Below are 21,492 nucleotides of genomic sequence, written 5' to 3'. Positions count from 1 at the left end.
CACCAAGGGGGATCGACGAACAATGCGCGCAGCCCACATCACTGGTCACCCACGCGGACGCGTGGCCTACGCCGCGGCGCCGGCGCTCGCGGCGCTGGTGCTGGCCGCGTGCAGTTCGACCGCCAACCCGCCCGGCGGCGCTCCGACGACCTCCACGACGGCGACCACGACGGCGAGCAGCGGAACCGCCGCGCCGACGACGGGCACGAGCGGCGAAAGCACCACCGCATCGGTGGAGATCGGCAACACGCTGAACTACGGATCGATGGGGACCACGGCCACCCTCGACTGCGCCACCGGCAAGTCGCTCAACGTCGCCGGTTCGAACAACACGCTGACGGTCACCGGCACCTGCGAGAAGGTGACCATCGGCGGCGCCAACAACAAGATCACGATCGACAAGATCAACACCAAACTCACGGTGCTGGGGATGGACAACACCATCACCTACAAGGACGGTGACCCGAAGGTCGACAACATCGGGTCGACCAACACCATCAACAAGGGCGGCTAACCGGCCGGCGCGCCGTGGCGGCCGGCGCCGCCGGCGAATCGGCCCGCCCCCTCCAGCGCCTCCCCGGCGACCCGGGAGATGCTGGCGAACTCCAGGTCGAGCGCCGCGGATTCCGGCAGTCCCCACTGGTGCAGGGCCGACAGCCGGTCCGAGCGCAGGCACTGCTGGGGCAGGGCGGCCAACTCGGCCGCCAACTCCTCGGCCGCCTGCCGGGATTTGCCTTTGGGCACAACGCGATTGGCCAACCCGATGGCGAGCGCCTCGTCGGCTTTGACACCGCGGCCGGTGAGGATCATGTCCATCGCCCGGCTGTGGCCGATCAGCCGCGGCAGCCGCACGGTGCCGCCGTCGATCAGCGGCACGCCCCAGCGGCGACAAAACACGCCGAACACGGCATCTTCCTCGGCCACCCGCAGGTCACACCACAGCGCCAGCTCCAGACCCCCGGCGACGGCGTAACCACTGACCGCGGCGATCACCGGCTTGGACAGCACCATGCGCGACGGGCCCATCGGCCCGGGACCGGTCCGGTGCACGACGTTGGCCTCCGGCGTGCCGAACGCCTTCAAATCTGCTCCCGCGCAAAAGGTTCCGCCGTCGCCCCACAGCACGGCCACCGACGCCGAGTCGTCGCGTTCGAATTGCTCGAACGCCGCGTACAGGGCCGTGGCCGTCGGACCGTTGACGGCGTTGCGCGCCGCCGGCCGGTCGAGGATCACCGTCGTCACCGGGCCCTTGCGCTCCACGCGCACCGGATCACTCATGTCGCCTCCAGGAGTTGGGTTGGTTCGCGCCGGTTGAGAAGCTCGGCGGCGAAGTCGTGGTACGCCGCGCGCAGCCGGTCGCCCGGCCACTCGGTCGGTAACAGCTCGTCGGGCAGCACCGGGTCGGTGAGCAGGTGCCGGACCGTCGCCGCGGCCACCATGAAGCGGCCGGGAATGTCGCGCGCCGCGGCCATCTCTGCGAGCAACCTGTGGCCCTGTTGCGCCCAGCCGGGCAGGTCCCACAGCCGGCCGGCCAGCTCGGCGGGGGCATCGTCGCGTGCCGTCAGGATTCGCACCCGGCCTTCGAGCTCGCGATCCAGATCCAGCTCCAGGTTGTCCGGCCGCATCCAAACACCTTCGCGCAGTTCGCCGAAGCGCTTGTTGTGCAGGGTGGTTCGCAGCGCCGCCCGGGTACGCGCGTCGTTGCCCACGCTGGTGACGATGAGCACGACCCAGTCGCCGTGCCAGGGGCGGACGCGTGGGTCGATGGCATCGTCCTGCCGGCGCTGCCGGGCCAGCAGGCGATCCGACAGCCGGTAGCCGTCGGCGGAGCGGATCAGGTCGCCGGCGCCGACCATGCGGGTCAGCGCGACCCGCAGCGTGGTCTCCTTGATGCCGAAATCGTTTGTCAGCCTGATCAGGTCGCTGGCGGTGGCCCATGCCGGGTGGGCACCGAGCAGCACGCTGAGCACCACCGACCGCGCCGTCATGTTGGGCATGGTTATCTACGCCTGCCTAGACCTGGGATGCCTGCCGGCCGTAGTCGCCGAAGGGCTCGTCGCGATGCCGCACCGCATCCCGGAAGCCGTGTTCGACCGCGTCGGCGACGAAGGCGTGCCCCTCGGGCGTGTGCCGGGCGATCCCGTCGAACACCGTGCTGACCATCCTGCTGGTGGCCACGCCCTGTTGCAGCAGGACGGAATTCAGCGCCAGCTTGACCATGATCAGCTGGTTGACCGGCACCGCCGCGATCCGCTCCACCAGCCGCTCGGTGCGCTCGTCGAGGTGCTCGGGGGCCGGGGCCTCGACCGCCAGGCCCCATTCGGCGGCCTGCGCGCCGGTGATGCAATCCCCGGTCAGCAGAAGGCGTTTGGCGCGCTGGTCACCGAGCCGGTGCGCCCACAGCCCCGCCGCCGGCACACCCCAGACGCGGGTGGGCGGGTAACCGATCTTGGCGTCGGCCGCGGCGATCACCTGGTCGGCGTGCAGCGCGATGTCGGTGCCGCCGGCCACGCAGTAGCCGTGGATCTTGACCACCGTCGGCTTGTCCGCGTGCATCAGGCTGGAGAACCCGCGCACGAAGCGGCTCATCATCTGGTAGTCGATCATGGGGTCCCACGGCTGATTCGGCAGGTGGTTGACCGCCTGGGTCTTGCCGTCGAGCACCGTGCCCTTGTATGCGCCCGTTCCGCCGGCCGAGCCGGTCTGGTCTGCGTAGGCGGACAGGTCGAAGCCCGCGCAGAAGCCCTCGCCGCGACCCGACACCAGGATGACGTGCACACCGGGGTCCAGGTCGGCCCGCTCCACCAGCGCCGAGAGCTCCAGCGGGGTGTCGGCGACGATCGCGTTGCCCTTCTCCGGCCGGTTGAAGGTGATGCGTGCAACCCGGTCGGTGACCTCATAGGTCATCGTTTTCAAGTTGTCGAAGTCGACCGGCCTGATGGCGTGAGTCATGTTGTGGCTCAGCCCTTGACGAGGGCTCGCTCGAGGATGGGCGCGAGATCCAGGCCCGTCGGCATGGTGCCGTACGCGCCGCCCCACTGGTTGCCTAGCCGGGTGGCCAGGAAGGCCTCGGCGACGGCGGGGTGGCCGTGGCGCACCAGGAGCGCCCCCTGCAGCGCCAACGCGATGTCCTCGGCAACCTTGCGGGCCCGGTACTGGATGGTGTCCAGTTCGGTCAGGTCTTGCCGCAGCGGCTCGACATGAGCGGCCAGGCGCGGATCCTGACCGGTGCTCTCGTCCAGTTCGGCGAACAGCACCTCGACACATTCGGGCCGAGTTGCCATGGCGCGCAACGTGTCCAGCGCGCTGACATTGCCCGAGCCCTCCCAGATGCCCATCAGCGGTGCCTCGCGGAACAGGCGCGGCATGCCCGAGTCCTCGACGTAGCCGTTGCCCCCCAGGCATTCCAGCGCCTCGGCCGCGTGGCCGGTGGCGCGCTTGCACACCCAGTACTTGCTGGCCGCCAATCCGATGCGGCGCAGCAACGCCTCCCTGTCGTCTCCGCGCAACGCCTTGTCGGTGGCGCCGGCCATCCGCATCGCGACGATGGTGGCGGCCTCGGCCTCCACCGCCAGGTCGGCCAGCACGTTGCGCATCAGCGGCTGGTCGATCAGGTAGGCGCCGAACGCCTTTCGGTGCTGGGCGTGGTGGATGGCGCGGGTCAGGCCGGTGCGCATGCTGCTGGCGCTGCCCAGGGTGCAGTCCAGCCTGGTGAGGTTGACCATCTCGATGATGGTCGGCACGCCGCGGCCCTCCTCGCCCACCAGCCACGCGACGGCGCCGTCGTATTCGACCTCGCTCGACGCGTTGGCATGGTTGCCGAGCTTGTCCTTGAGGCGCTGCAACAACATTCGGTTGCGGCTGCCGTCGGGCAGGATCCGCGGCAGCATGAAGCAGGACAGGCCGCCCGGGGCCTGCGCGAGCACCAGGAAGATGTCGCACATCGGCGCCGAGGTGAACCATTTGTGACCGGTCAGGCTGTAGCTGCCGTCGCCGTTCGGGACCGCCTCGGTGGTGCCGGCGCGGACGTCGGATCCGCCCTGCTTCTCGGTCATCGACATGCCGGCGGTGATGCCGCGCTTGGTGGTGGCCAACTTGAGTTCGGGGTCGTATTCGCGATTGGTCAGCAGGGGTTCGTAAACCGCTGCCAGTTCGGGGTTGTAGCGCAGCGCCGGCACGACGGCGTAGGTCATCGAGACCGGGCAGGTGTGACCGGGCTCGACGTTCCAGACCGACATCTTGGCGGCCCGCACCACGTGCGCGCCCGGGCGCTCGTCGGCCCACGGTGCGCCGTGCAGGCCGTGGGCGATCGCGGTGCGCATCAGCTCGTGGTACGCCGGGTCGTACTCGATCTCGTCGACGCGGTGGCCGTACTTGTCGTGGGTGTGCAGGATGGGCCGGTTGCGGTCGGCGAGCTCACCCCAGCGCTGGGCTTCGCGACCACCGGCGATCGCGCCCACCTCGTTCACCTCTTCCAGGCCCCATTGCCCGCCCTCGCGGATCAGGGCCTCGACGAGCACGGCGGACGTCGCGGGGTTGTAGTTCTCCAGCGGAGGAACCTGGTTGGTGACGACATGCGTATCTGGCATGCCACCCATGTTACATTTTTTCAACAACCGCACAAGAGCTGTAACACGACTAGCGGGGATGCGCGGCGAAGAACTGCCACAGCCGCCGGGCGGCAAAGGCGGGCCAGTCGTGGCCCCCGCCGTCGATGGTGATGAGCACGACGCTGCGGCCCTCGGGGCATTCGGCCGTCGAGGTGGTGACCGGGCCGTCGGTGCTGACGGCCGCGGCGCCGCACCGATCGACGTTGCGCCAGAATGCATTTGTCTCTGGTACCGGTGGGCCGTTGATGACACTGAAGCCCGGCCCACCGTTATAGGGGACGAGATCGTCGGCGGTGCCGTGGATCTGCATGACCGACGCCGGGTGCGGGGAACCGCACGCGTTCAGCTGGGTGCCGGCAACCGGGCCGATCGCCGCGAAAATGTCGGTGGTGCACGCCAGGGTGTAGGACATGATGCCGCCGTTGCTCATGCCGGTGGCATAGATCTTGGCGGGGTCGATGCCGACGTTCTTGGTGATGTCGGCGACGGCCGCGCCGACGAAGCCGACGTCGTCGACGCCTTCGCGTCCGGAACGGCCGCAGCAGGTCTCCCCGTCGACGTTCCAGCTTCGGTCGAGGCCGTCCGGATAGGCGACGGCGAACTTGGCCGAGTCGGCGACTTCGTCCCAGCCGAAGGCCCTTTCGGCTTGCTTCGCGCTCCCCGATACGCCGTGCATCACGACCACCAGGGGGGCCGAGGCGGGCAGCGCGGCGGGCAGGTACAGCCGATAGCCGCGATCGTGTCCGCCGACTCGGATGTGGTGGGCGCTGGCGCCCTTGACGAAGCCCGACGGTAGTGGCGGCGCACAACCCGCGATCACCACCAGCAGGCCGAGCAGTATGACTACCCGACGAATCACGGCCCGAGTGTGCCTCAGCCGCTGGTCTTTTCGCGCAAGAACGCGATGTCGTCCTTGCGGCCCTCGTCGGCGGTTTCGCAGATCACCGGCGCGTCGGCGGCCTGGACCGCCGCGACGAGCAGCTCGGTGTCGATCTTGCCGCTGCCCAGGTTGGCGTGCCGGTCGGCGCCCGAGCCCGCCGCGTCGCGCGAATCGTTGCAGTGCACCAGGTCGATGCGACCCGTCAGGGCCCTTATCCGGTCGACCGCGTCGATCAGCTCCTCCCCCGCGGCCCAGGCATGGCAGGTGTCCAGGCAGAAGCCAATTCCCTTGTCCCCGATGTGATCCCAGAGCCTGCCGATCGTGTCGAAGTGGCGGGCCATCGCGTGGTCGCCGCCGGCGGTGTTCTCCAGGTACACCTGCACGTCTGTTTCGAGGTAGTCCAGCGCTTTGACCCAGCGCTCGAAGCCGGCCTCCATGTCGTTGTCGTCGGCGTGGCCGCCGTGCACGATCACCGCCGTCGCGTTGATCGCTGCGGCGGCGTCGCAGGTGTCCTGCAGGATCTTGCGCGACGGGATGCGGATCCGGTTGTTGGCCGATGCCACGTTGATGAGATACGGCGCGTGCACGTACAGCGGGATGCCCGACGCCTTCAGCGTCTCGGCGTCCTCACGCGGCTTCGGCTTCTTCCAGCTCTGCGGGTTGCCGAGGAAGAACTGCACCGCCTCTGCGCCGTCCGCCTCGGCGGCGGCGAGGGGATCGTCGTTGCGGACGTGTGAACCGATGAGCACGGTGGCCAGTCTAGTGACGGGTGGCGACGACGTGGCGCCCTCGCCCGCACCAATGGGCGGCGGTTGCCGCGAGGTGCTGATGTGGCTGATGTGGCTGACTTTCGCGGCCGGCAAGTCCGACTAAGCTTCCGCCTATGCAGGAACTGCGCGTCGATACCGCTGGCCAGCCAGCGACGGCCGGCCGATGGGCCGCCTCGGCCGACGAACTAGACCAAGCAGCGGCTCCGGCGGGGCTGGGCTTGTCGTGCCAGGCCAGCGCGGTTGCCGTGACCGCGGCGCATGCCGACGTCACGGCCTTCACCGCGGCGCTCGCCGCACGGGTAGGAACCCACTCAGTCCACGTCGGTCAGGCCAATGCCGGCTACCTCGCCAATGATGCCCAGTCGGCCGACGAGATGGCGACTGTGGCCCCTCCGGCGACCTGCGTGTAGCGATGTCCGCGGTCGCCGGCATTCCCAGCCTTTCGCAGCTGTTGGCTTGGCCCACCGACCATTTGACCGAGGCGGCCGACCACTGGGAAACCGTCGGTGCGCGAAGCTACGGGGTGACCAACCAGGTCTGGCGGGATGCGCTGTCGATCGATTGGCAGGGCGACGCCGCGGACTCGCTGCGCACCGCGACCCATGCCGACATGGTGACAACGAGCGCGGCAGCCGACCAGCTGCACGCGGCGGCCAAGGTTGCCCGTGGCGGCGCTTCGGATCTGACTGCGGCTCGATCCCGGGTGCAATACGCGGTCGAGGACGCTCGCACGGCGGGGTTCAATGTAAGCGAAGACCTCTCGGTCACCGATCGCTCGGGCGGCGGATCGGCCGTCCAGCGGGCCGCCCGGCAAGCGCAGGCGCAAACCTTGGCCGGCGACATTCGACAACGTGCCGCGCAACTCGTCGGTCTGGATCAACAAGTCGCCGGCAAAATCACCGCGGCGGTCGCCGGAATCCGCGAAACTTTTCCGCAGGCCCCCAGCCCCGGCGCGCCGCGGAAACCACAGATCCAAGCCGTCGACCACTGGAAGCAAGATCCATCACCACAGCCGTCGCCGTACCCCGTCAATGACGTGATCGCCGAGGCCACGGACCTAGACGGCAACCATGTCATCCTCCGCCGCGGTTACTACGACGCTCGCAACGATAAGGGGTGGGGTTGGGACAAGGCGTACTGGAAGCACGGCGTGGTCAATCCGAATGTGTTCAAAGACCTGATCTCACACAGCCGGCCAGTGCACATGCCGGACGGTACCCTCCGCTATGACGTTCCGATCAACCGCACCCACTGCACCAAAGGCCGATTCGGAATTGTCGACTGTCAGGACACCGGCGAGAGTCTGACGATGAGGATCGTGGTCGATCCCAGCGAGGGGCGCGTAGACGTGCCCGATGGTAGACAGAAGGGGGTGATCACGATGTTTCCTCTCGAGGGGGGCAGTGGCGTGATTGCAATAAAACCGAATTGGACGTGGACTCCACCGTGGGTGAACAACAATGTGCCCATCAACTGAATCCACCGACGCGCACGCTGAATTCGCGGCAAAGGTGCTGCGGAATCTGTTGCGCCGCATCGAGGATGAGAACAGCAGAGGAAGCAAGCCTTTTCTGGTTTCACATGCGTGGACCGCGGGACCGATGATGTACCTGGTGTACACGACCCCGCCGTCCGACATCACGTGGGGACTTGTCCGCGATACCAGGGAGTCGATCATCGACCCGGTTCCGTGGCCGGACGTGGACGAGGCGGTGCGCTGGTACTACTACCTCGATCTCGATGAGAGCCAGCCTTGGGGCTCTTTCCGTCAACCAGGCGAACCAGACACCATTCTGTGGCTCGGCGACCCGAGTGAAGGGCTTCCCGCCCGCCCGTCGGAAATTCCCGACGCGTTTCGGTACACGCCACCGCCAGGAAGGCCATCGGTGAAGCAGAAGGCAGATCAAGATCGGCCTGTTGTCAACGAGCCCCGGCGATACGGAAACCGGTTGTGATGGCATCAGCCCACGAAAAAGCCCCCGCACGGAGCGGGGGCTTTTCCTGAGTGACTACCGGTAGTCGCTGTAGCCGTAGTCGTCCAGCGGAACCGCGGCGCCGGTGGCCTGGCCGAAGTCCGGGCTGTAGTACTGATCCTCGTAGGACGGGATCGTGTACGCGGCGGCGCGGGCCTCCTCGGTCGGCTGCACCTGGATGTTGCGGTACCGGTTGATACCGGTACCGGCCGGGATCAGCTTCCCGATGATCACGTTCTCCTTCAGGCCGTTGAGCTTGTCGCTGCGGCAGTTGATCGCCGCATCGGTCAGCACTCGCGTGGTCTCCTGGAACGACGCCGCGGAGAGCCACGAGTCGGTGGCCAGCGACGCCTTCGTGATACCCATCAGCACCGGACGGCCGGCGGCGGGCTCGCCGCCCTCGGCCACCACCCGGCGGTTCTCCGCCTCGAACTCCGCACGGTCGATCAGCGAGCCGGGCAGGAACTCCGTCGAGCCCGAGTCGATGATGGTGACGCGGCGCAGCATCTGGCGGACGATCACCTCGATGTGCTTGTCGTGGATCGACACACCCTGGGCGCGGTAGACCTCCTGGACCTCGCGGACCAGGTGGATCTGCACCTCCCGGGGGCCCTGCACGCGCAGCACCTCGTGCGGGTCGGCCGAGCCCTCCATCAACTGCTGGCCCACCTCGACGTGGTCACCGTCGGAAAGCACTCCCTCGGAACCGTCGTCGTGCTTGAACACGCGCAGCCGCTGCCGCTTGGAGAGCTTGTCGTAGACGACTTCCTCGCCGCCGTCGTCGGGGACGATGGTGATCTTGTAGAAGCGCTCACCCTCCTCGAGACGGACCCGGCCGGTGACGTCCGCGATCGGCGCCTTGCCGCGCGGCACGCGGGCCTCGAACAGCTCCTGCACGCGCGGCAGACCGCCGGTGATGTCCTCACCGACACCACCCTGGTGGAAGGTGCGCATGGTCAGCTGCGTGCCGGGCTCACCGATGGACTGGGCGGCGACGATGCCGACGGCCTCGCCGATGTCGACCAGCTTGCCGGTGGCCATGGACCGCCCGTAGCAGGTCGCGCAGACGCCGGTGCCGGTGGTGCACGTCAGCACCGAGCGCACCTTGACCTGCGTGATGCCCGCCGCCAGCAGGGCGTCGATCTCCGGGTCGCCCAGGTCCTCGCCGCGCGCGACGACGACGTTGCCCTTCTCGTCGACCGCGTCGGTGCCCAGAGTCCGTGCGTACGCCGAGGTTTCGATGTACGGGTCACGGATCAGCGTGCCGTCGGGCTGGCGCTCGGCCAGCTCGACGACGATGCCGCGCTCGGTCTGGCAGTCGTGCTCGCGGACGATGACGTCCTGGCTCACGTCCACCAGGCGACGGGTCAGGTACCCGGAGTCGGCGGTCCGCAACGCGGTGTCCGCCAAGCCCTTTCGGGCGCCGTGGGTGTTGATGAAGTACTCCAGCACGGTCAGGCCCTCGCGGAACGACGACTTGACCGGACGCGGGATGAACTCACCCTTCGGGTTGGTCACCAGACCCTTCATGCCGGCCAGCGTCCGGGTCTGGGTGAAGTTACCCGTGGCACCCGAGTCGACGATGGTGATGATCGGGTTGTCGGCGGGGTAGTGCTCCCGCAGCGCCTGACCGACCTCGTCGGTGGCTTCCTTCCAGATCTCCACCAGCGCCTCGTTGCGCTCGTCGTGGTTCAAAGCGCCACGCTGGAACTGCTTTTCGACCTTGTCGGCCCGCTCCTCGTACTGGTCGAGGATCTCCTTCTTGCGCGGCGGAACCAGCACGTCGGCCATCGAGACCGTGACACCGCTGCGGGTCGCCCAGTAGAAACCGGCGTCCTTGAGCTTGTCGACGGTCTGCGCGACCACGATCATCGGGTAGCGCTCGGCCAGGTCGTTGATGATGGCGGCCTGCACCTTCTTGTGCATCTGCTTGTTCACGAACGGGTAGCCCAGCGGCAGCAGCTCGTTGAACATCACCCGGCCCAGCGTGGTCTCGGCCATCCAGGCGTCCCCCGGCTGCCAGCCGTTGGCGCCGAACAGCTCGGCCTCGAGCTCGACCGGCGGGCGCAGCTGGGTCAGCCGGACCTTGATCTTGGCCCGCACCGAGAGCACCCCGCGGTCGGCCGCCATGATCGCCTCGGCCGGTGAGGAGTACACGCCGATCTCCGGCTTGTCCTTTGCGGCCGGCTGGTATTCGCCGGTGTCGCCCTCGACCTCGGTGGTCAGGTAGTACAGCCCGGTCACCATGTCCAGTCGCGGCATGGCCAGCGGGCGGCCCGACGCGGGCGACAGGATGTTGTTGCTCGACAGCATCAGGATGCGGGCCTCGGCCTGCGCCTCGGCGGAGAGCGGCAGGTGCACGGCCATCTGGTCGCCGTCGAAGTCGGCGTTGAACGCCTCACACACCAACGGGTGCAGCTGAATGGCCTTGCCCTCCACCAGCATTGGCTCGAACGCCTGGATGCCCAGCCGGTGCAGGGTGGGCGCGCGGTTCAGCAGCACGGGGTGCTCGGCGATGACCTCTTCGAGGACGTCCCACACCTGGGGACGCTGCCGCTCCACCATCCGCTTGGCGCTCTTGATGTTCTGCGCGTGGTTGAGGTCGACCAGACGCTTCATCACGAACGGCTTGAACAGCTCGAGCGCCATCAGCTTGGGCAGACCGCACTGGTGCAGCTTGAGCTGCGGGCCGACCACGATGACCGAACGGCCCGAGTAGTCGACACGCTTACCGAGCAGGTTCTGGCGGAACCGGCCCTGCTTGCCCTTGAGCAGATCGCTCAAAGACTTCAGCGGACGGTTACCCGGCCCGGTGACCGGGCGGCCGCGGCGGCCGTTGTCGAACAGCGCGTCCACGGACTCCTGCAGCATCCGCTTCTCGTTGTTGACGATGATCTCGGGGGCACCGAGGTCGATCAGCCTCTTGAGCCGGTTGTTGCGGTTGATCACGCGGCGGTACAGGTCGTTGAGGTCGGACGTGGCGAACCGGCCACCGTCGAGCTGCACCATCGGGCGCAGCTCCGGCGGGATCACCGGGACGGCGTCGAGCACCATGCCCATCGGCGAGTTGCCCGACTGCTGGAACGCGGCCACCACCTTCAGACGCTTCAAGGCGCGAAGCTTCTTCTGTCCCTTGCCGTTTCGGATGACGTCGCGGAGGGAGTCGGCCTCGGCGTCGATGTCGAAGTTCTCGATCAGCTTCTGGATCGACTCCGCGCCCATGGCGCCGGTGAAGTACTCGCCGTAGCGGTCGACGAGCTCGCGGTAGAGGTTCTCGTCGACGATCAGCTGCTTGGGGGCCAGCTTGGTGAAGGTGTTCCAGATGTCCTCCAGCCGGTCCAGCTCACGCTGGGCCCGGTCGCGGATCTGGCGCATCTCCCGCTCGCCGCCGTCACGGACCTTGCGCCGCGCGTCGGCCTTGGCGCCCTCGGCCTCCAGCTCGGCCAGGTCGGCCTCCAGCTTCTGCGCACGGGCCTCCAGCTCGGCGTCGCGCTGGTCCTCAACTCCCTTGCGCTCCACCACCATTTCGGCCTCGAGCGTCGACAGCTCGTTGTGCCGCATCTCCTCGTCGACGGAGGTGATGACGTAGGCGGCGAAGTAGATGATCTTCTCGAGGTCCTTCGGCGCCAGGTCCAGCAGGTACCCCAGGCGCGACGGCACGCCCTTGAAGTACCAGATGTGCGTGACCGGCGCGGCCAACTCGATGTGGCCCATCCGCTCGCGGCGCACCTTGGCGCGGGTCACCTCGACGCCGCAGCGCTCACAGATGATGCCCTTGAAGCGCACCCGCTTGTACTTGCCGCAGTAGCACTCCCAGTCGCGAGTCGGTCCGAAGATCTTCTCGCAGAACAGGCCGTCCTTCTCGGGCTTCAGCGTGCGGTAGTTGATCGTCTCCGGCTTCTTGACCTCGCCGTAAGACCATTGCCTGATGTCCTCCGCGGTGGCCAGACCGATACGGAGTTCATCGAAGAAGTTGACGTCGAGCACGTAACTCCCTTTCCCCTTGCGGGTTTAGTAACTGATTAAGCCAGATCCTCAACAGAGGCGGATTCGTTGCGGGACAGGTTGATTCCGAGATTCGCCGCGGCCCGCTCGAGGTCCTCGTCCTCACCTTCGCGCAGCTCGATCGCCGCGCCGTCGGACGACAGCACCTCGACGTTGAGGCAAAGCGACTGCAGCTCCTTGAGCAGCACCTTGAACGACTCGGGAATACCCGGCTCCGGGATGTTCTCGCCCTTGACGATCGCCTCGTAGACCTTGACCCGGCCGACGGTGTCGTCGGACTTGATCGTCAGCAGCTCCTGCAGCGTGTACGCGGCACCGTAGGCCTGCATGGCCCAGCACTCCATCTCACCGAAGCGCTGGCCACCGAACTGTGCCTTACCACCGAGCGGCTGCTGGGTGATCATCGAGTACGGGCCGGTGGAACGGGCGTGGATCTTGTCGTCCACCAGGTGGTGCAGCTTCATGATGTACATGTAGCCAACCGTCACCGGGTACGGGAACGGCTCACCGCTGCGGCCGTCGAACAGCACCGCCTTGCCGTCGGCATCCACCAACACGTCGTCGTCCCGGTTGGGCAGCGTGGCCGACAACAGCCCCTGCAGCTCGGCCTCCTGGGCGCCGTCGAACACCGGCGTCGACACGATGGCGTTCGGCTCGGCCTCCAGCAGCTCCTTGGGCAGCCGGGACGCCCAGTCGGGATGCCCGTCGACCTTCCACCCGCTGTGCGCGCACCAGCCGAGATGCGTCTCCAGGATCTGGCCGATGTTCATCCGTCGCGGCACACCGTGGGTGTTCAGGATGATGTCCACCGGCGTGCCGTCCGGCAGGAACGGCATGTCCTCCTGCGCCAGGATCTTGCCGATCACGCCCTTGTTGCCGTGCCGGCCGGCGAGCTTGTCGCCGTCGGAGATCTTGCGCTTCTGGGCGACGTAGACGCGGACCAGCTCGTTGACGCCGGCCGGCAGCTCGTCGTCGTCCTCGCGGGAGAACACCCGGATCCCGATCACCTTGCCGGACTCGCCGTGCGGCACCTTCAGCGAGGTGTCGCGAACCTCGCGGGCCTTCTCGCCGAAGATCGCGCGCAGCAGCCGCTCCTCCGGCGTAAGCTCGGTCTCCCCCTTCGGGGTGACCTTGCCGACCAGGATGTCGCCGTCGCGAACCTCGGCGCCGATGCGCACGATGCCGCGCTCGTCGAGGTCGGCCAGCACCTCGTCGGAGACGTTCGGGATGTCCCGGGTGATCTCCTCCGCGCCCAGCTTGGTGTCACGGGCGTCGATCTCGTGCTCCTCGATGTGGATCGAGGTGAGGATGTCCTCCTCGACGAGGCGGTTGGACAGGATGATCGCGTCCTCGTAGTTGTGGCCCTCCCACGGCATGATCGCCACCAGCAGGTTCTTGCCCAGCGCCATCTCACCCTGGTCGGTGCACGGGCCGTCGGCGATCACCTGGCCGGCCTCGACGCGGTCGCCCGCGTCCACGATCGGCGACTGGTTGGCGCAGGTGCCGTGGTTGGAACGGGCGAACTTGCGCATCCGGTAGGTGTGCCGGCTGCCGTCGTCGGCCATCACGGTGATGTAGTCGGCGCTGACTTCCTCGATGACGCCGGACTTCTCGGCGACAACGACGTCGCCGGCGTCGATCGCGGCGCGCAGCTCCATGCCGGTGCCCACCAGCGGCCGTTCGCTGCGCACCAGCGGAACCGCCTGGCGCTGCATGTTGGCGCCCATCAGGGCCCGGTTGGCGTCGTCGTGCTCGAGGAACGGGATCATGGCCGTGGCCACCGAGACCATCTGGCGCGGCGAGACGTCCATGTAGTCCACCTCGGACGAGGACACGTACTCCACCTCGCCCGCCTTGCGGCGGACCAGCACGCGCGCCTCGGTGAACCTGCCGTCGTCGTCGATCGGCGAGTTGGCCTGCGCCACCACGTGGCGGTCCTCCTCGTCGGCGGTCAGGTACTCGATCTCGTCGGTGACCACACCGTCGATCACCTTGCGGTACGGCGTCTCGATGAAGCCGAACGGATTGACCCGCGCGTACACCGACAGCGACCCGATCAGACCGATGTTCGGACCCTCCGGGGTCTCGATCGGGCACATCCGGCCGTAGTGCGACGGGTGCACGTCGCGGACCTCCAGCCCGGCGCGCTCGCGCGACAGACCGCCCGGCCCCAGCGCCGACAGCCGGCGCTTGTGGGTCAGACCCGACAGCGGGTTGTTCTGGTCCATGAATTGCGACAGCTGGCTGGTGCCGAAGAACTCCTTGATCGCGGCGACGACGGGCCGGATGTTGATCAGGGTCTGCGGCGTGATCGCCTCGACGTCCTGAGTGGTCATCCGCTCCCGGACGACGCGCTCCATGCGCGACATGCCGACCCGGATCTGGTTCTGGATCAGCTCGCCGACGGTGCGCAGCCGGCGGTTGCCGAAGTGGTCGATGTCGTCGGTTTCCACCGGAACCTCGACGCCGCCGGGAACGGTCATCGTGGACTGCCCCTCGTGCAGGCGCACCAGGTACTCGATGGTGGCGACGACGTCTTCCTCGGTCAGCGTCGAGCTCGTGATCGGCTCACCGGCGTGCAGCCCGAGCTTCTTGTTGACCTTGTAACGGCCCACCCGGGCCAGGTCGTAGCGCTTCTCCTTGAAGAACAGGTTCTCCAGCAGCGTCTGCGCGGACTCCTTGGTCGGCGGCTCGCCCGGACGCAGCTTGCGGTAGATGTCCAGCAGCGCCTCGTCGGTGCCGGCGGTGTTGTCCTTCTCCAGCGTCGACATCATGATCTCGGAGAAGCCGAACCGCTCGGTGATCTGCTCGCTGGTCCAGCCCAGCGCCTTGAGCAGCACGGTGACCGGCTGACGGCGCTTGCGGTCGATGCGCACGCCGACGGTGTCGCGCTTGTCGACGTCGAACTCCAGCCAGGCGCCGCGGCTGGGGATCACCTTGACGCTGTGCAGCGTCTTCTCGGTGGACTTGTCGATGGTCTCGTCGAAGTACACGCCGGGCGAGCGCACCAGCTGGCTGACCACCACCCGCTCGGTGCCGTTGATGATGAACGTGCCCTTCTCGGTCATCATCGGGAAGTCGCCCATGAACACCGTCTGGCTCTTGATCTCACCGGTGTTGTTGTTGATGAACTCGGCCGTGACGAACAGCGGGGCCGCGTACGTCATGTCCTTGTCTTTGCACTCGTCGACGGGGGCTTTGACCTCGTCGAACCGGGGGTCGGAGAACGACAGCGACATCGAGCCGGAGAAATCCTCGATCGGCGACAGCTCGTAGAGCACCTCTTCGAGGCCGCCGACCGGCTTCACGTCTCCGCGCGCGGATGCGGCCTCACGCCAGCGCGGCGAACCAATCAACCACTCGAACGAGTCGGTCTGCACGTCGAGAAGCCCCGGAACCTCGAGCGGCTCGCGGAGCTTGGCGAAGGAAATTCGGTTGGGTGCTCCGGGGACGGAGCTGTTGGCGGAGCTTTGTGGGCGAGAAGAGTCCGTCTTGCTTCGGCGGGAATCTGCCAAGATGCATCCTTCCAGCACCTCGTGCGACTCACGAGAACCGGGGCCACCGGGCCTGTTCGCCGCGAATTGTGTCGGTTAGGCCGGCGAACGATCTGCCCTGATCTCACGCGCAACTGAATAGCTGGGCCGCAGAGGGGGCTCAGGCTAAGACCACGGTGTCAAGTGGCGGGTGAGGTGGGCAGGAAGTAGCCAGCGCAACGTCCAACGATAGCGCAGGCGCGCGCATACATCAACTACCCACCCAGGGAACATCGGCGCTGGCTGGCATCTTGCGTTCCCGTGGGCACATGCTGCCCAACAGACTGGCCCGTTTGCGCCCCGTCGTCAAGAGCAAGGGCGGCAAGTTGCGTGAAGTTAACGGGAAAAATTTCGGGTCCGGGTCCCTCGAGCGCGCGCGGAGACGCGGCCCTCCAACCATGCCGGCCGGAGGCGGCTCCGTATGTGGTGGTCGGCGGCTAGTCGCCGAACTCGTGCGCCCGGTACTTGTGGGTGCCCTCGAGATCGTCGAGGATCGCCGCCTGGGCGTTCTTGGGCAGCGTGTGCAGGATCTCGCGCACCCGGGCCTGGCGCCGCGCGACCGCCTTGCGCTCCGGCATGCCCGGGGTCGCGGTGATCTGCGGGGGCACGCCCTCGATCTCCTCGACGCCGCCGCCGTGGTGACCCGCGTCGACCATGGCCTGCTCCTCGGCCATGGTGGCCTCGTCCTTTTCCTCCGACATGCCGATCGGCCCGATGCGCCGGCCGTTGAGGAACTGGCGCACCACCGGCTCGTCGCTGGTCAGCAGCACCTCGCGGGGCCCGAACATCACCAGGTGCTTGCGGAACAGCATGCCCATGTTGTCCGGCACGGTGCGGGCGATGTTGATGTTGTGCGTGACGATCAGGATCGTGGCGTCGATCTGGGCGTTGATGTCCAGGATCAGCTGGCTCAGGTAGGCGGTGCGGACCGGGTCCAGACCCGAGTCGGGCTCGTCGCACAGGATGATCTGCGGGTCGAGGACCAACGACCGGGCCAGGCCGGCGCGCTTGCGCATACCGCCGGAGATCTCGCCGGGGAACTTCTTCTCGTCGCCGCCGAGGCCGACCATCTCCAGCTTCTCCATGACGATGTCACGGATCTCGCTTTCCTTCTTCTTGGTGTGCTCGCGCAGCGGGAACGCCGTGTTGTCGTAAAGGTTCATCGACCCGAACAGCGCGCCGTCCTGGAACATCACGCCGAACAGCGTGCGGATCTCGTACAGCTCCTTGGCCGAGCATTCGATGATGTCGGTGCCGTCGATCATGATCGAGCCGCGCTCCGGGCGCAGCAGACCGATGAGGGACTTCAGGAACACCGATTTGCCGGTACCCGACGGTCCCAGCAGGACGCTGACCTCCCCGGCGGGGATTTCCAACGTCACGTCTTCCCAGATCCTCGAGGATCCGAACGACTTCGTGAGGCCGTTCACCTCGATAGCGACGCCCATGGGGAATCCTTCCGTCGACGCTGTGCCCGCCACCAGCCCGTTCTTGTGGCTTGAGTCACTGTAGCGCACCGCCGAGGCGCCGCATCAGGGTTGCACGGCACCTGCGCAAAAAATTACCCAACTCGAGACGCCGCGCTGCCGCGCTGGTCAACACGTGTCTAAGGTCGCGGCTAGCCGGCCGGCGCCCAGTTGCCGTGGAAGCCCATCGGCACCCGCTGCGGCAGGTGCACGGTCGCCACCGACTCGAGGGTCTGGGCATCCAGCAGGATCAGCTGGCCTTCGTCGCGGCCGCGGTGATGGCCGTATCCCATCAGGATGCCGTCGTCTTCGGCTTGGCCCTCGGGGTTGGGCACGAAAGACATCTCACCGATCAAAAGGGCCGGGTCGAGCGCGGCCACCGTGCTGGATCCCGTCGCGTAGTCGTGCTTGTACAGCGGCGTCTCGAGCTTGGCCCCGCCCGCGGCGAAGAACCCACCTTCGATGCCGACGGCGTAGCCGAACCGGTGCCGCCCGCCCAGCAGGGTCTCGTTGATGCGGGGGAACTCCTGCGAGCGGTCGTCGCGGCATTCGGTGCCGACCGCGCCGGTCGTCAGGTTGATGGTCCAGCGATCCAGTGTGGGCTGGCTGTCGCCGGGGCCGCGCCGGTCGCGGTCGAACATCCGCGAGTAGCGCACCACGTCGAGCGCCAAAACCTCGGCCCCGTCCCGCATTTCGGAGTAGGCGTTGAGCGGGTGGTAGACGTAGCAAGGTTCGATGTCGAACCAGCGCACGTCGTTGTTGCCGCCCTCGCGGGGCATGACGCCGATGCGGGCCGGGTAGTGCGGGTCCCAGGCGTACGGCAGGACGTCGGAATGCTTCGGGTTGCGGTTCATCATCACCGCGATCGGGCTGGGCACCCGGACGCGTCCGATCAGCGACTGCAGCACCAGCCGGGCCGGCAGCGACAGCCAGCGCGGCATCGACGCGGGCAGCACCTGCACCGGGTCAAACGTCACCGGCAGGTCGTAGATCACCACATATTTGTCGGTCAGCGAGAAGTCGTGCATCATCGGCGACCCCGACACCTCGATGTCGACCGTCCGGCGAGCGCGGCCCGCGGTGTCGATCACCGAGTACTGCACCGTTCGCCCGCGGGCGAACGAGTAGGACACCGCGTGCAGCTCGCCGCTGCGCGGATCGCGGTGCGGATGGGCGGTGTAGCCACCGGGCAGGGTGCCGTCGAAGTCGCACGTCCCGACGGTGTCGAGCTCGTCGGTCAGCTCGTAGTTGGCCACCCCGCCCTCGACGAGGGCCAGGGTTTTTCCGGCGTGGCAAAGCACATTGGTGTTGGCGCCCAGCGACTGCATGCCCGCCCGCGGGTCGAGCCGGCCTGGCGCCGGCTCGCCGAGAGCGGCGCACACCGACGCGCTGCGCACCCAGCGGTTGCGGTACCAACACGCCTTCCCGTCGCGCAGCGCCACCCCGTGCACCATGCCGTCGCCGGTGAACCAGTGATAGGCGGCCGGGTCGACCTCCTGGGCCGGGTTCGGCCCGTTGCGCAGATAGCGCCCGTCCAGGTGCTCGGGGATGTGCCCGGTGACCTCGAGGTCGGTCGCGGTCACCTCGGCGGCTACGGGCGCCAGGAAGCCCTCGAGATACGGATTCGCGGTTGTGGCGGTTTGCGTAGACGTCACTGCTAAGCTCCTATAACATTGATATTTCAGTGTTATGAGAACCGTACGCGCCCGATGAGAAGATGGCAAGGATGACTTCGGAGACCGAGACCAGCGTTCGCGGCGTCCGCGACGAGATGCTGCACGCCGCGGTGAACCTGCTCGACGAGCATGGGCCCGACGCGCTGCAGACCCGCAAGGTGGCCGGCGCCGCGGGGACCTCGACGATGGCCGTCTACACGCATTTCGGTGGGATGCGAGGGCTGATCGCCGCGGTCGCCGAGGAGAGCCTGCGGCAGTTCGACGCCGCGTTGTCGGTGCCCCAGACGGACGACCCGGTGGCCGACCTGGCGGCCATCGGACTGGCCTACCGGCGCTACGCGATCGAGCGCCCGCACATGTATCGGCTGATGTTCGGCAGCACCAGCGCCCACGGCATCAACGCCCCGGCCGGCAACATCCTCAAGCTGACCGTTGCCGAGATCGAGCAGGACATCCCCAGCTTCGCGCACGTGGTGCGGGCGGTGCGCCGGTCGATGCTGGCCGGCCGGATCGACGCCGGCGACGACGAGACGGTGGTAGCCATCGCGGCCCAGTTCTGGGCGCTGATGCACGGCTTCGTGTTGCTCGAACTGGCCGGCTTCTACGGCGACGAGAGCGCGGCGGTCGGGCCGGTGCTCGGCTCGATGTTCACGAATCTGTTTGTCGCCCTGGGAGATTCGCCCGTGCGGATACGGCAGTCGTTCCGCGCGGCGTTCGGTGAGCAGACGTAAAAGCCCCCGAACACTCGGCGTGTCGGGGGCTTTTACGTCTGCTCGGCGGAATTACTTGACGGTGACGGTGGCGCCGGCGGCCTCGAGCTTGGTCTTGGCCTCGTCGGCGGCCTCCTTGGCGACCTTCTCCAGCAGCGGCTTGGGCGCGCCGTCCACCAGGTCCTTGGCCTCCTTGAGGCCCAGACCGGAGACGATCTCGCGGACAACCTTGATGACGCCGATCTTCTTGTCGCCGGCGGCCTCGAGGATGACGTCGAACTCGGACTGCTCCTCGGCGGCCTCGGCCGGCGCGCCACCGGCGGCGGGACCGCCCGCCGCGGCGACCGCGACCGGGGCGGCCGCGGTGACCTCGAAGGTCTCCTCGAACTTCTTGACGAAGTCGGAGAGCTCCAGCAGGGTCATCTCCTTGAACGCGTCGAGCAGGTCGTCGGTGGACATCTTTGCCATGGTGTGGGTCCTTCCTGGTTTGGGTTTGGGTTACTCGGCTTCGGCCGGTGTCTCGGTGGGTGTCTCAGCCGCGGGTTCGGGTGTCTCGGCGACGGGCTCGGCAGCCGGTTCGGGCGTTTCGGCGGCCGGTTCGGCGGCAGCGGCGCCGGGTTCGGCGGCCTTCTTCTCCTGCAGCGCGGCCGCAAGCCGGGCCACCTGCGAAGCCGGGGCGCTGAACAGGCCTGCCGCCTTGGCCAGGTTGCCCTTCATCGCGCCGGCCAGCTTGGCCAGCAGCACCTCTCGGGATTCCAGGTCGGCGATGCGCTCGACCTCGGCGACCGTCAACGGGTGGCCGTCCATGTAGCCGCCCTTGATGACCAGCGCCTTGTTGTCCTTGGCGAAGGTCTTGATGGCCTTGGCGGCGTCGACCGCCTCACCGGTGACGAACGCGATGGCCGTCGGGCCGACGAACAGTTCGTCGAGGCCCTCGATCCCGGCTTGCGCGGCGGCGCGCTTGATCAGCGTGTTCTTGGCCACCGCGTAGGTGGCCGATCCCGCCAGCGACCGCCGCAGCTCGGCCAGGTTGGCCACCGTCAAACCGCGGTATTCGGTGATCAGGGTGGCCGTCGAGCCGGTGAATTGCTCGGCGATGTCTGCAACGGCGGTGGCCTTGTCCGCCTTTGCCATGCATGCCTCCTCGATTGGGCGTCTGTTGTCTGCGATCACCCAGGAACGACGAACGCCCCGGCGCAGGAAGCGGCCGGGGCGTGAAACACGCCGGCGCGCGCCGGCGCTGATGCCTCGTCCTCCTGCGTGGGCCGCCGGGACATGCCCGGACCTTCAACCGATTGCTCGGTGACCGACGGTCTTCGGTGGATCGGCAACCACCATAGCCTGACCACCGGCGATCAGCCAAAACGGCCTCAGGTGACGCCGACGGCCAGCACCGCGAAGAGCACCACCAGCAACCCCACCCGCACCCGGTGCAAGCGGTCCCACCGGGCGGCGAGCTCCCGCGAGACCTCACCGGTGGCGGGCCACTTCGCGATGCGGTTGTTGATCGGCACCAGCATGGTGACCGTCAGCAGCACCACGACGGCCAGCAGGCCCCCTGCGATGCCACACAGCCAGGTGCGGTGGCCACCGCCCGCGCGGACGGCGGCCACCGCGATGAGGAGCAGCGAGGCGGAATACCAGAACGGCATCACCGCGCCCAGGACCCGGGCGGCCCCGGCGCGGACCGCGCGGAAGGCATCGTCGGGCAGCCGGTCGAACAGCGGGTTGAAGAAGACCGCGACCGCCAGCTCCACGCCCACCATCGGCCCGGCGATCACAACGGCGACTGCATCGGTGATCTCGTTCATGACAATGACCTTCCGTGAGGCTGGGACAGACGAAAGCACCTGTGGTGCAACGGCATCG

Annotated in this window: 19 protein-coding genes; 6 read left to right on the top strand and 13 right to left on the bottom strand. The window is 67.6% G+C overall.

Features of this window, described 5'->3' with window-relative positions; genetic code table 11:
• The first annotated feature begins 22 nt into the window (after positions 1 to 22).
• Entirely contained in the window at positions 23 to 514 is a 492-nt protein-coding gene (locus tag AC5Y6X_RS20010) for a DUF3060 domain-containing protein (protein ID WP_499988650.1), read from the top strand.
• Here the strand turns inward: AC5Y6X_RS20010 and AC5Y6X_RS20005 are convergent.
• From AC5Y6X_RS20005 to AC5Y6X_RS19980, 6 genes are read right to left on the bottom strand one after another with little or no spacing between them, the layout of a single operon-like run.
• Positions 511 to 1,278 (bottom strand): crotonase/enoyl-CoA hydratase family protein, encoded by a 768-nt coding sequence (locus AC5Y6X_RS20005; protein ID WP_324680984.1) that lies wholly within the window; start codon positions 1,276 to 1,278, stop codon positions 511 to 513. The genes AC5Y6X_RS20010 and AC5Y6X_RS20005 overlap by 4 nt on opposite strands.
• Positions 1,275 to 1,997 carry a PaaX family transcriptional regulator C-terminal domain-containing protein gene (locus tag AC5Y6X_RS20000; RefSeq protein ID WP_324680985.1) on the bottom strand — a complete coding sequence of 241 codons (723 nt, stop codon included), beginning with the start codon at positions 1,995 to 1,997 and terminating at the stop codon, positions 1,275 to 1,277. Before AC5Y6X_RS20000 ends, AC5Y6X_RS20005 begins: the two co-directional genes overlap by 4 nt.
• A 16-nt stretch (positions 1,998 to 2,013) precedes the next feature.
• Positions 2,014 to 2,952, bottom strand: a complete 939-nt coding sequence (locus tag AC5Y6X_RS19995; RefSeq protein ID WP_499988647.1) for a crotonase/enoyl-CoA hydratase family protein — start codon at positions 2,950 to 2,952, stop codon at positions 2,014 to 2,016.
• An 8-nt stretch (positions 2,953 to 2,960) separates the two neighbouring features.
• Entirely contained in the window at positions 2,961 to 4,589 is a 1,629-nt protein-coding gene (locus tag AC5Y6X_RS19990; protein ID WP_499988646.1) for an acyl-CoA dehydrogenase family protein, read from the bottom strand.
• Positions 4,590 to 4,638: 49 nt separating this feature from the next.
• On the bottom strand, positions 4,639 to 5,469 hold the full coding sequence (locus AC5Y6X_RS19985) for a CE1 family esterase (protein ID WP_499988644.1): 831 nt from the start codon (positions 5,467 to 5,469) through the stop codon (positions 4,639 to 4,641).
• A 14-nt stretch (positions 5,470 to 5,483) separates the two neighbouring features.
• Positions 5,484 to 6,239 (bottom strand): deoxyribonuclease IV, encoded by a 756-nt coding sequence (locus AC5Y6X_RS19980; RefSeq protein ID WP_499988643.1) that lies wholly within the window; start codon positions 6,237 to 6,239, stop codon positions 5,484 to 5,486.
• Position 6,240: 1 nt separating this feature from the next.
• Here AC5Y6X_RS19980 and AC5Y6X_RS19975 point away from each other — a divergent pair, with 1 nt between their 5' ends.
• From AC5Y6X_RS19975 to AC5Y6X_RS19960, 4 genes are read left to right on the top strand one after another with little or no spacing between them, the layout of a single operon-like run.
• Positions 6,241 to 6,363, top strand: coding sequence for a hypothetical protein (locus AC5Y6X_RS19975; RefSeq protein WP_499988642.1), 123 nt, complete (start codon positions 6,241 to 6,243; stop codon positions 6,361 to 6,363).
• Positions 6,364 to 6,373: 10 nt separating this feature from the next.
• On the top strand, positions 6,374 to 6,670 hold the full coding sequence (locus AC5Y6X_RS19970; protein WP_499988641.1) for a hypothetical protein: 297 nt from the start codon (positions 6,374 to 6,376) through the stop codon (positions 6,668 to 6,670).
• Between the two features lie 2 nt (positions 6,671 to 6,672).
• Positions 6,673 to 7,737, top strand: a complete 1,065-nt coding sequence (locus AC5Y6X_RS19965) for a hypothetical protein (protein WP_499988639.1) — start codon at positions 6,673 to 6,675, stop codon at positions 7,735 to 7,737.
• Positions 7,721 to 8,215 carry a hypothetical protein gene (locus AC5Y6X_RS19960; protein WP_499988637.1) on the top strand — a complete coding sequence of 165 codons (495 nt, stop codon included), beginning with the start codon at positions 7,721 to 7,723 and terminating at the stop codon, positions 8,213 to 8,215. Before AC5Y6X_RS19965 ends, AC5Y6X_RS19960 begins: the two co-directional genes overlap by 17 nt.
• 54 nt (positions 8,216 to 8,269) lie before the next feature.
• Here the strand turns inward: AC5Y6X_RS19960 and AC5Y6X_RS19955 are convergent, their stop codons facing one another.
• The 4 genes from AC5Y6X_RS19955 to AC5Y6X_RS19940 all read right to left on the bottom strand — a co-directional run bounded on the left by AC5Y6X_RS19955 (position 8,270) and on the right by AC5Y6X_RS19940 (position 18,892).
• Positions 8,270 to 12,220: a DNA-directed RNA polymerase subunit beta' gene (locus AC5Y6X_RS19955; RefSeq protein ID WP_499988635.1), complete on the bottom strand. Its 3,951-nt coding sequence runs from the start codon at positions 12,218 to 12,220 to the stop codon at positions 8,270 to 8,272.
• 35 nt (positions 12,221 to 12,255) lie between these two features.
• Positions 12,256 to 15,753, bottom strand: a complete 3,498-nt coding sequence (gene rpoB / locus AC5Y6X_RS19950; protein ID WP_499988633.1) for a DNA-directed RNA polymerase subunit beta — start codon at positions 15,751 to 15,753, stop codon at positions 12,256 to 12,258.
• 455 nt (positions 15,754 to 16,208) lie between these two features.
• On the bottom strand, positions 16,209 to 17,219 hold the full coding sequence (locus AC5Y6X_RS19945) for an ABC transporter ATP-binding protein (protein WP_324680995.1): 1,011 nt from the start codon (positions 17,217 to 17,219) through the stop codon (positions 16,209 to 16,211).
• 170 nt (positions 17,220 to 17,389) lie between these two features.
• Positions 17,390 to 18,892, bottom strand: a complete 1,503-nt coding sequence (locus tag AC5Y6X_RS19940; RefSeq protein ID WP_499988632.1) for a carotenoid oxygenase family protein — start codon at positions 18,890 to 18,892, stop codon at positions 17,390 to 17,392.
• Positions 18,893 to 18,954: 62 nt separating this feature from the next.
• Here AC5Y6X_RS19940 and AC5Y6X_RS19935 point away from each other — a divergent pair, with 62 nt between their 5' ends.
• A complete protein-coding gene (locus tag AC5Y6X_RS19935; protein WP_499988630.1) occupies positions 18,955 to 19,644 on the top strand; it encodes a TetR/AcrR family transcriptional regulator in 690 nt (229 codons plus the stop codon).
• A gap of 51 nt (positions 19,645 to 19,695) precedes the next feature.
• Here AC5Y6X_RS19935 and rplL read toward each other — a convergent pair whose 3' ends face one another.
• From rplL to AC5Y6X_RS19920, 3 genes are all read right to left on the bottom strand, one after another.
• Positions 19,696 to 20,091: a 50S ribosomal protein L7/L12 gene (rplL, locus tag AC5Y6X_RS19930; protein ID WP_067324242.1), complete on the bottom strand. Its 396-nt coding sequence runs from the start codon at positions 20,089 to 20,091 to the stop codon at positions 19,696 to 19,698.
• A 30-nt stretch (positions 20,092 to 20,121) separates the two neighbouring features.
• Positions 20,122 to 20,757, bottom strand: coding sequence for a 50S ribosomal protein L10 (gene rplJ, locus AC5Y6X_RS19925; protein ID WP_499988629.1), 636 nt, complete (start codon positions 20,755 to 20,757; stop codon positions 20,122 to 20,124).
• Positions 20,758 to 20,993: 236 nt separating this feature from the next.
• Positions 20,994 to 21,434: an anthrone oxygenase family protein gene (locus tag AC5Y6X_RS19920; protein ID WP_499988628.1), complete on the bottom strand. Its 441-nt coding sequence runs from the start codon at positions 21,432 to 21,434 to the stop codon at positions 20,994 to 20,996.
• Positions 21,435 to 21,492 lie beyond the last annotated feature (58 nt).

The organism is Mycobacterium sp. NGS26 (assembly GCF_059813025.1).
This window is presented reverse-complemented; position numbering and strand designations above follow the sequence as displayed.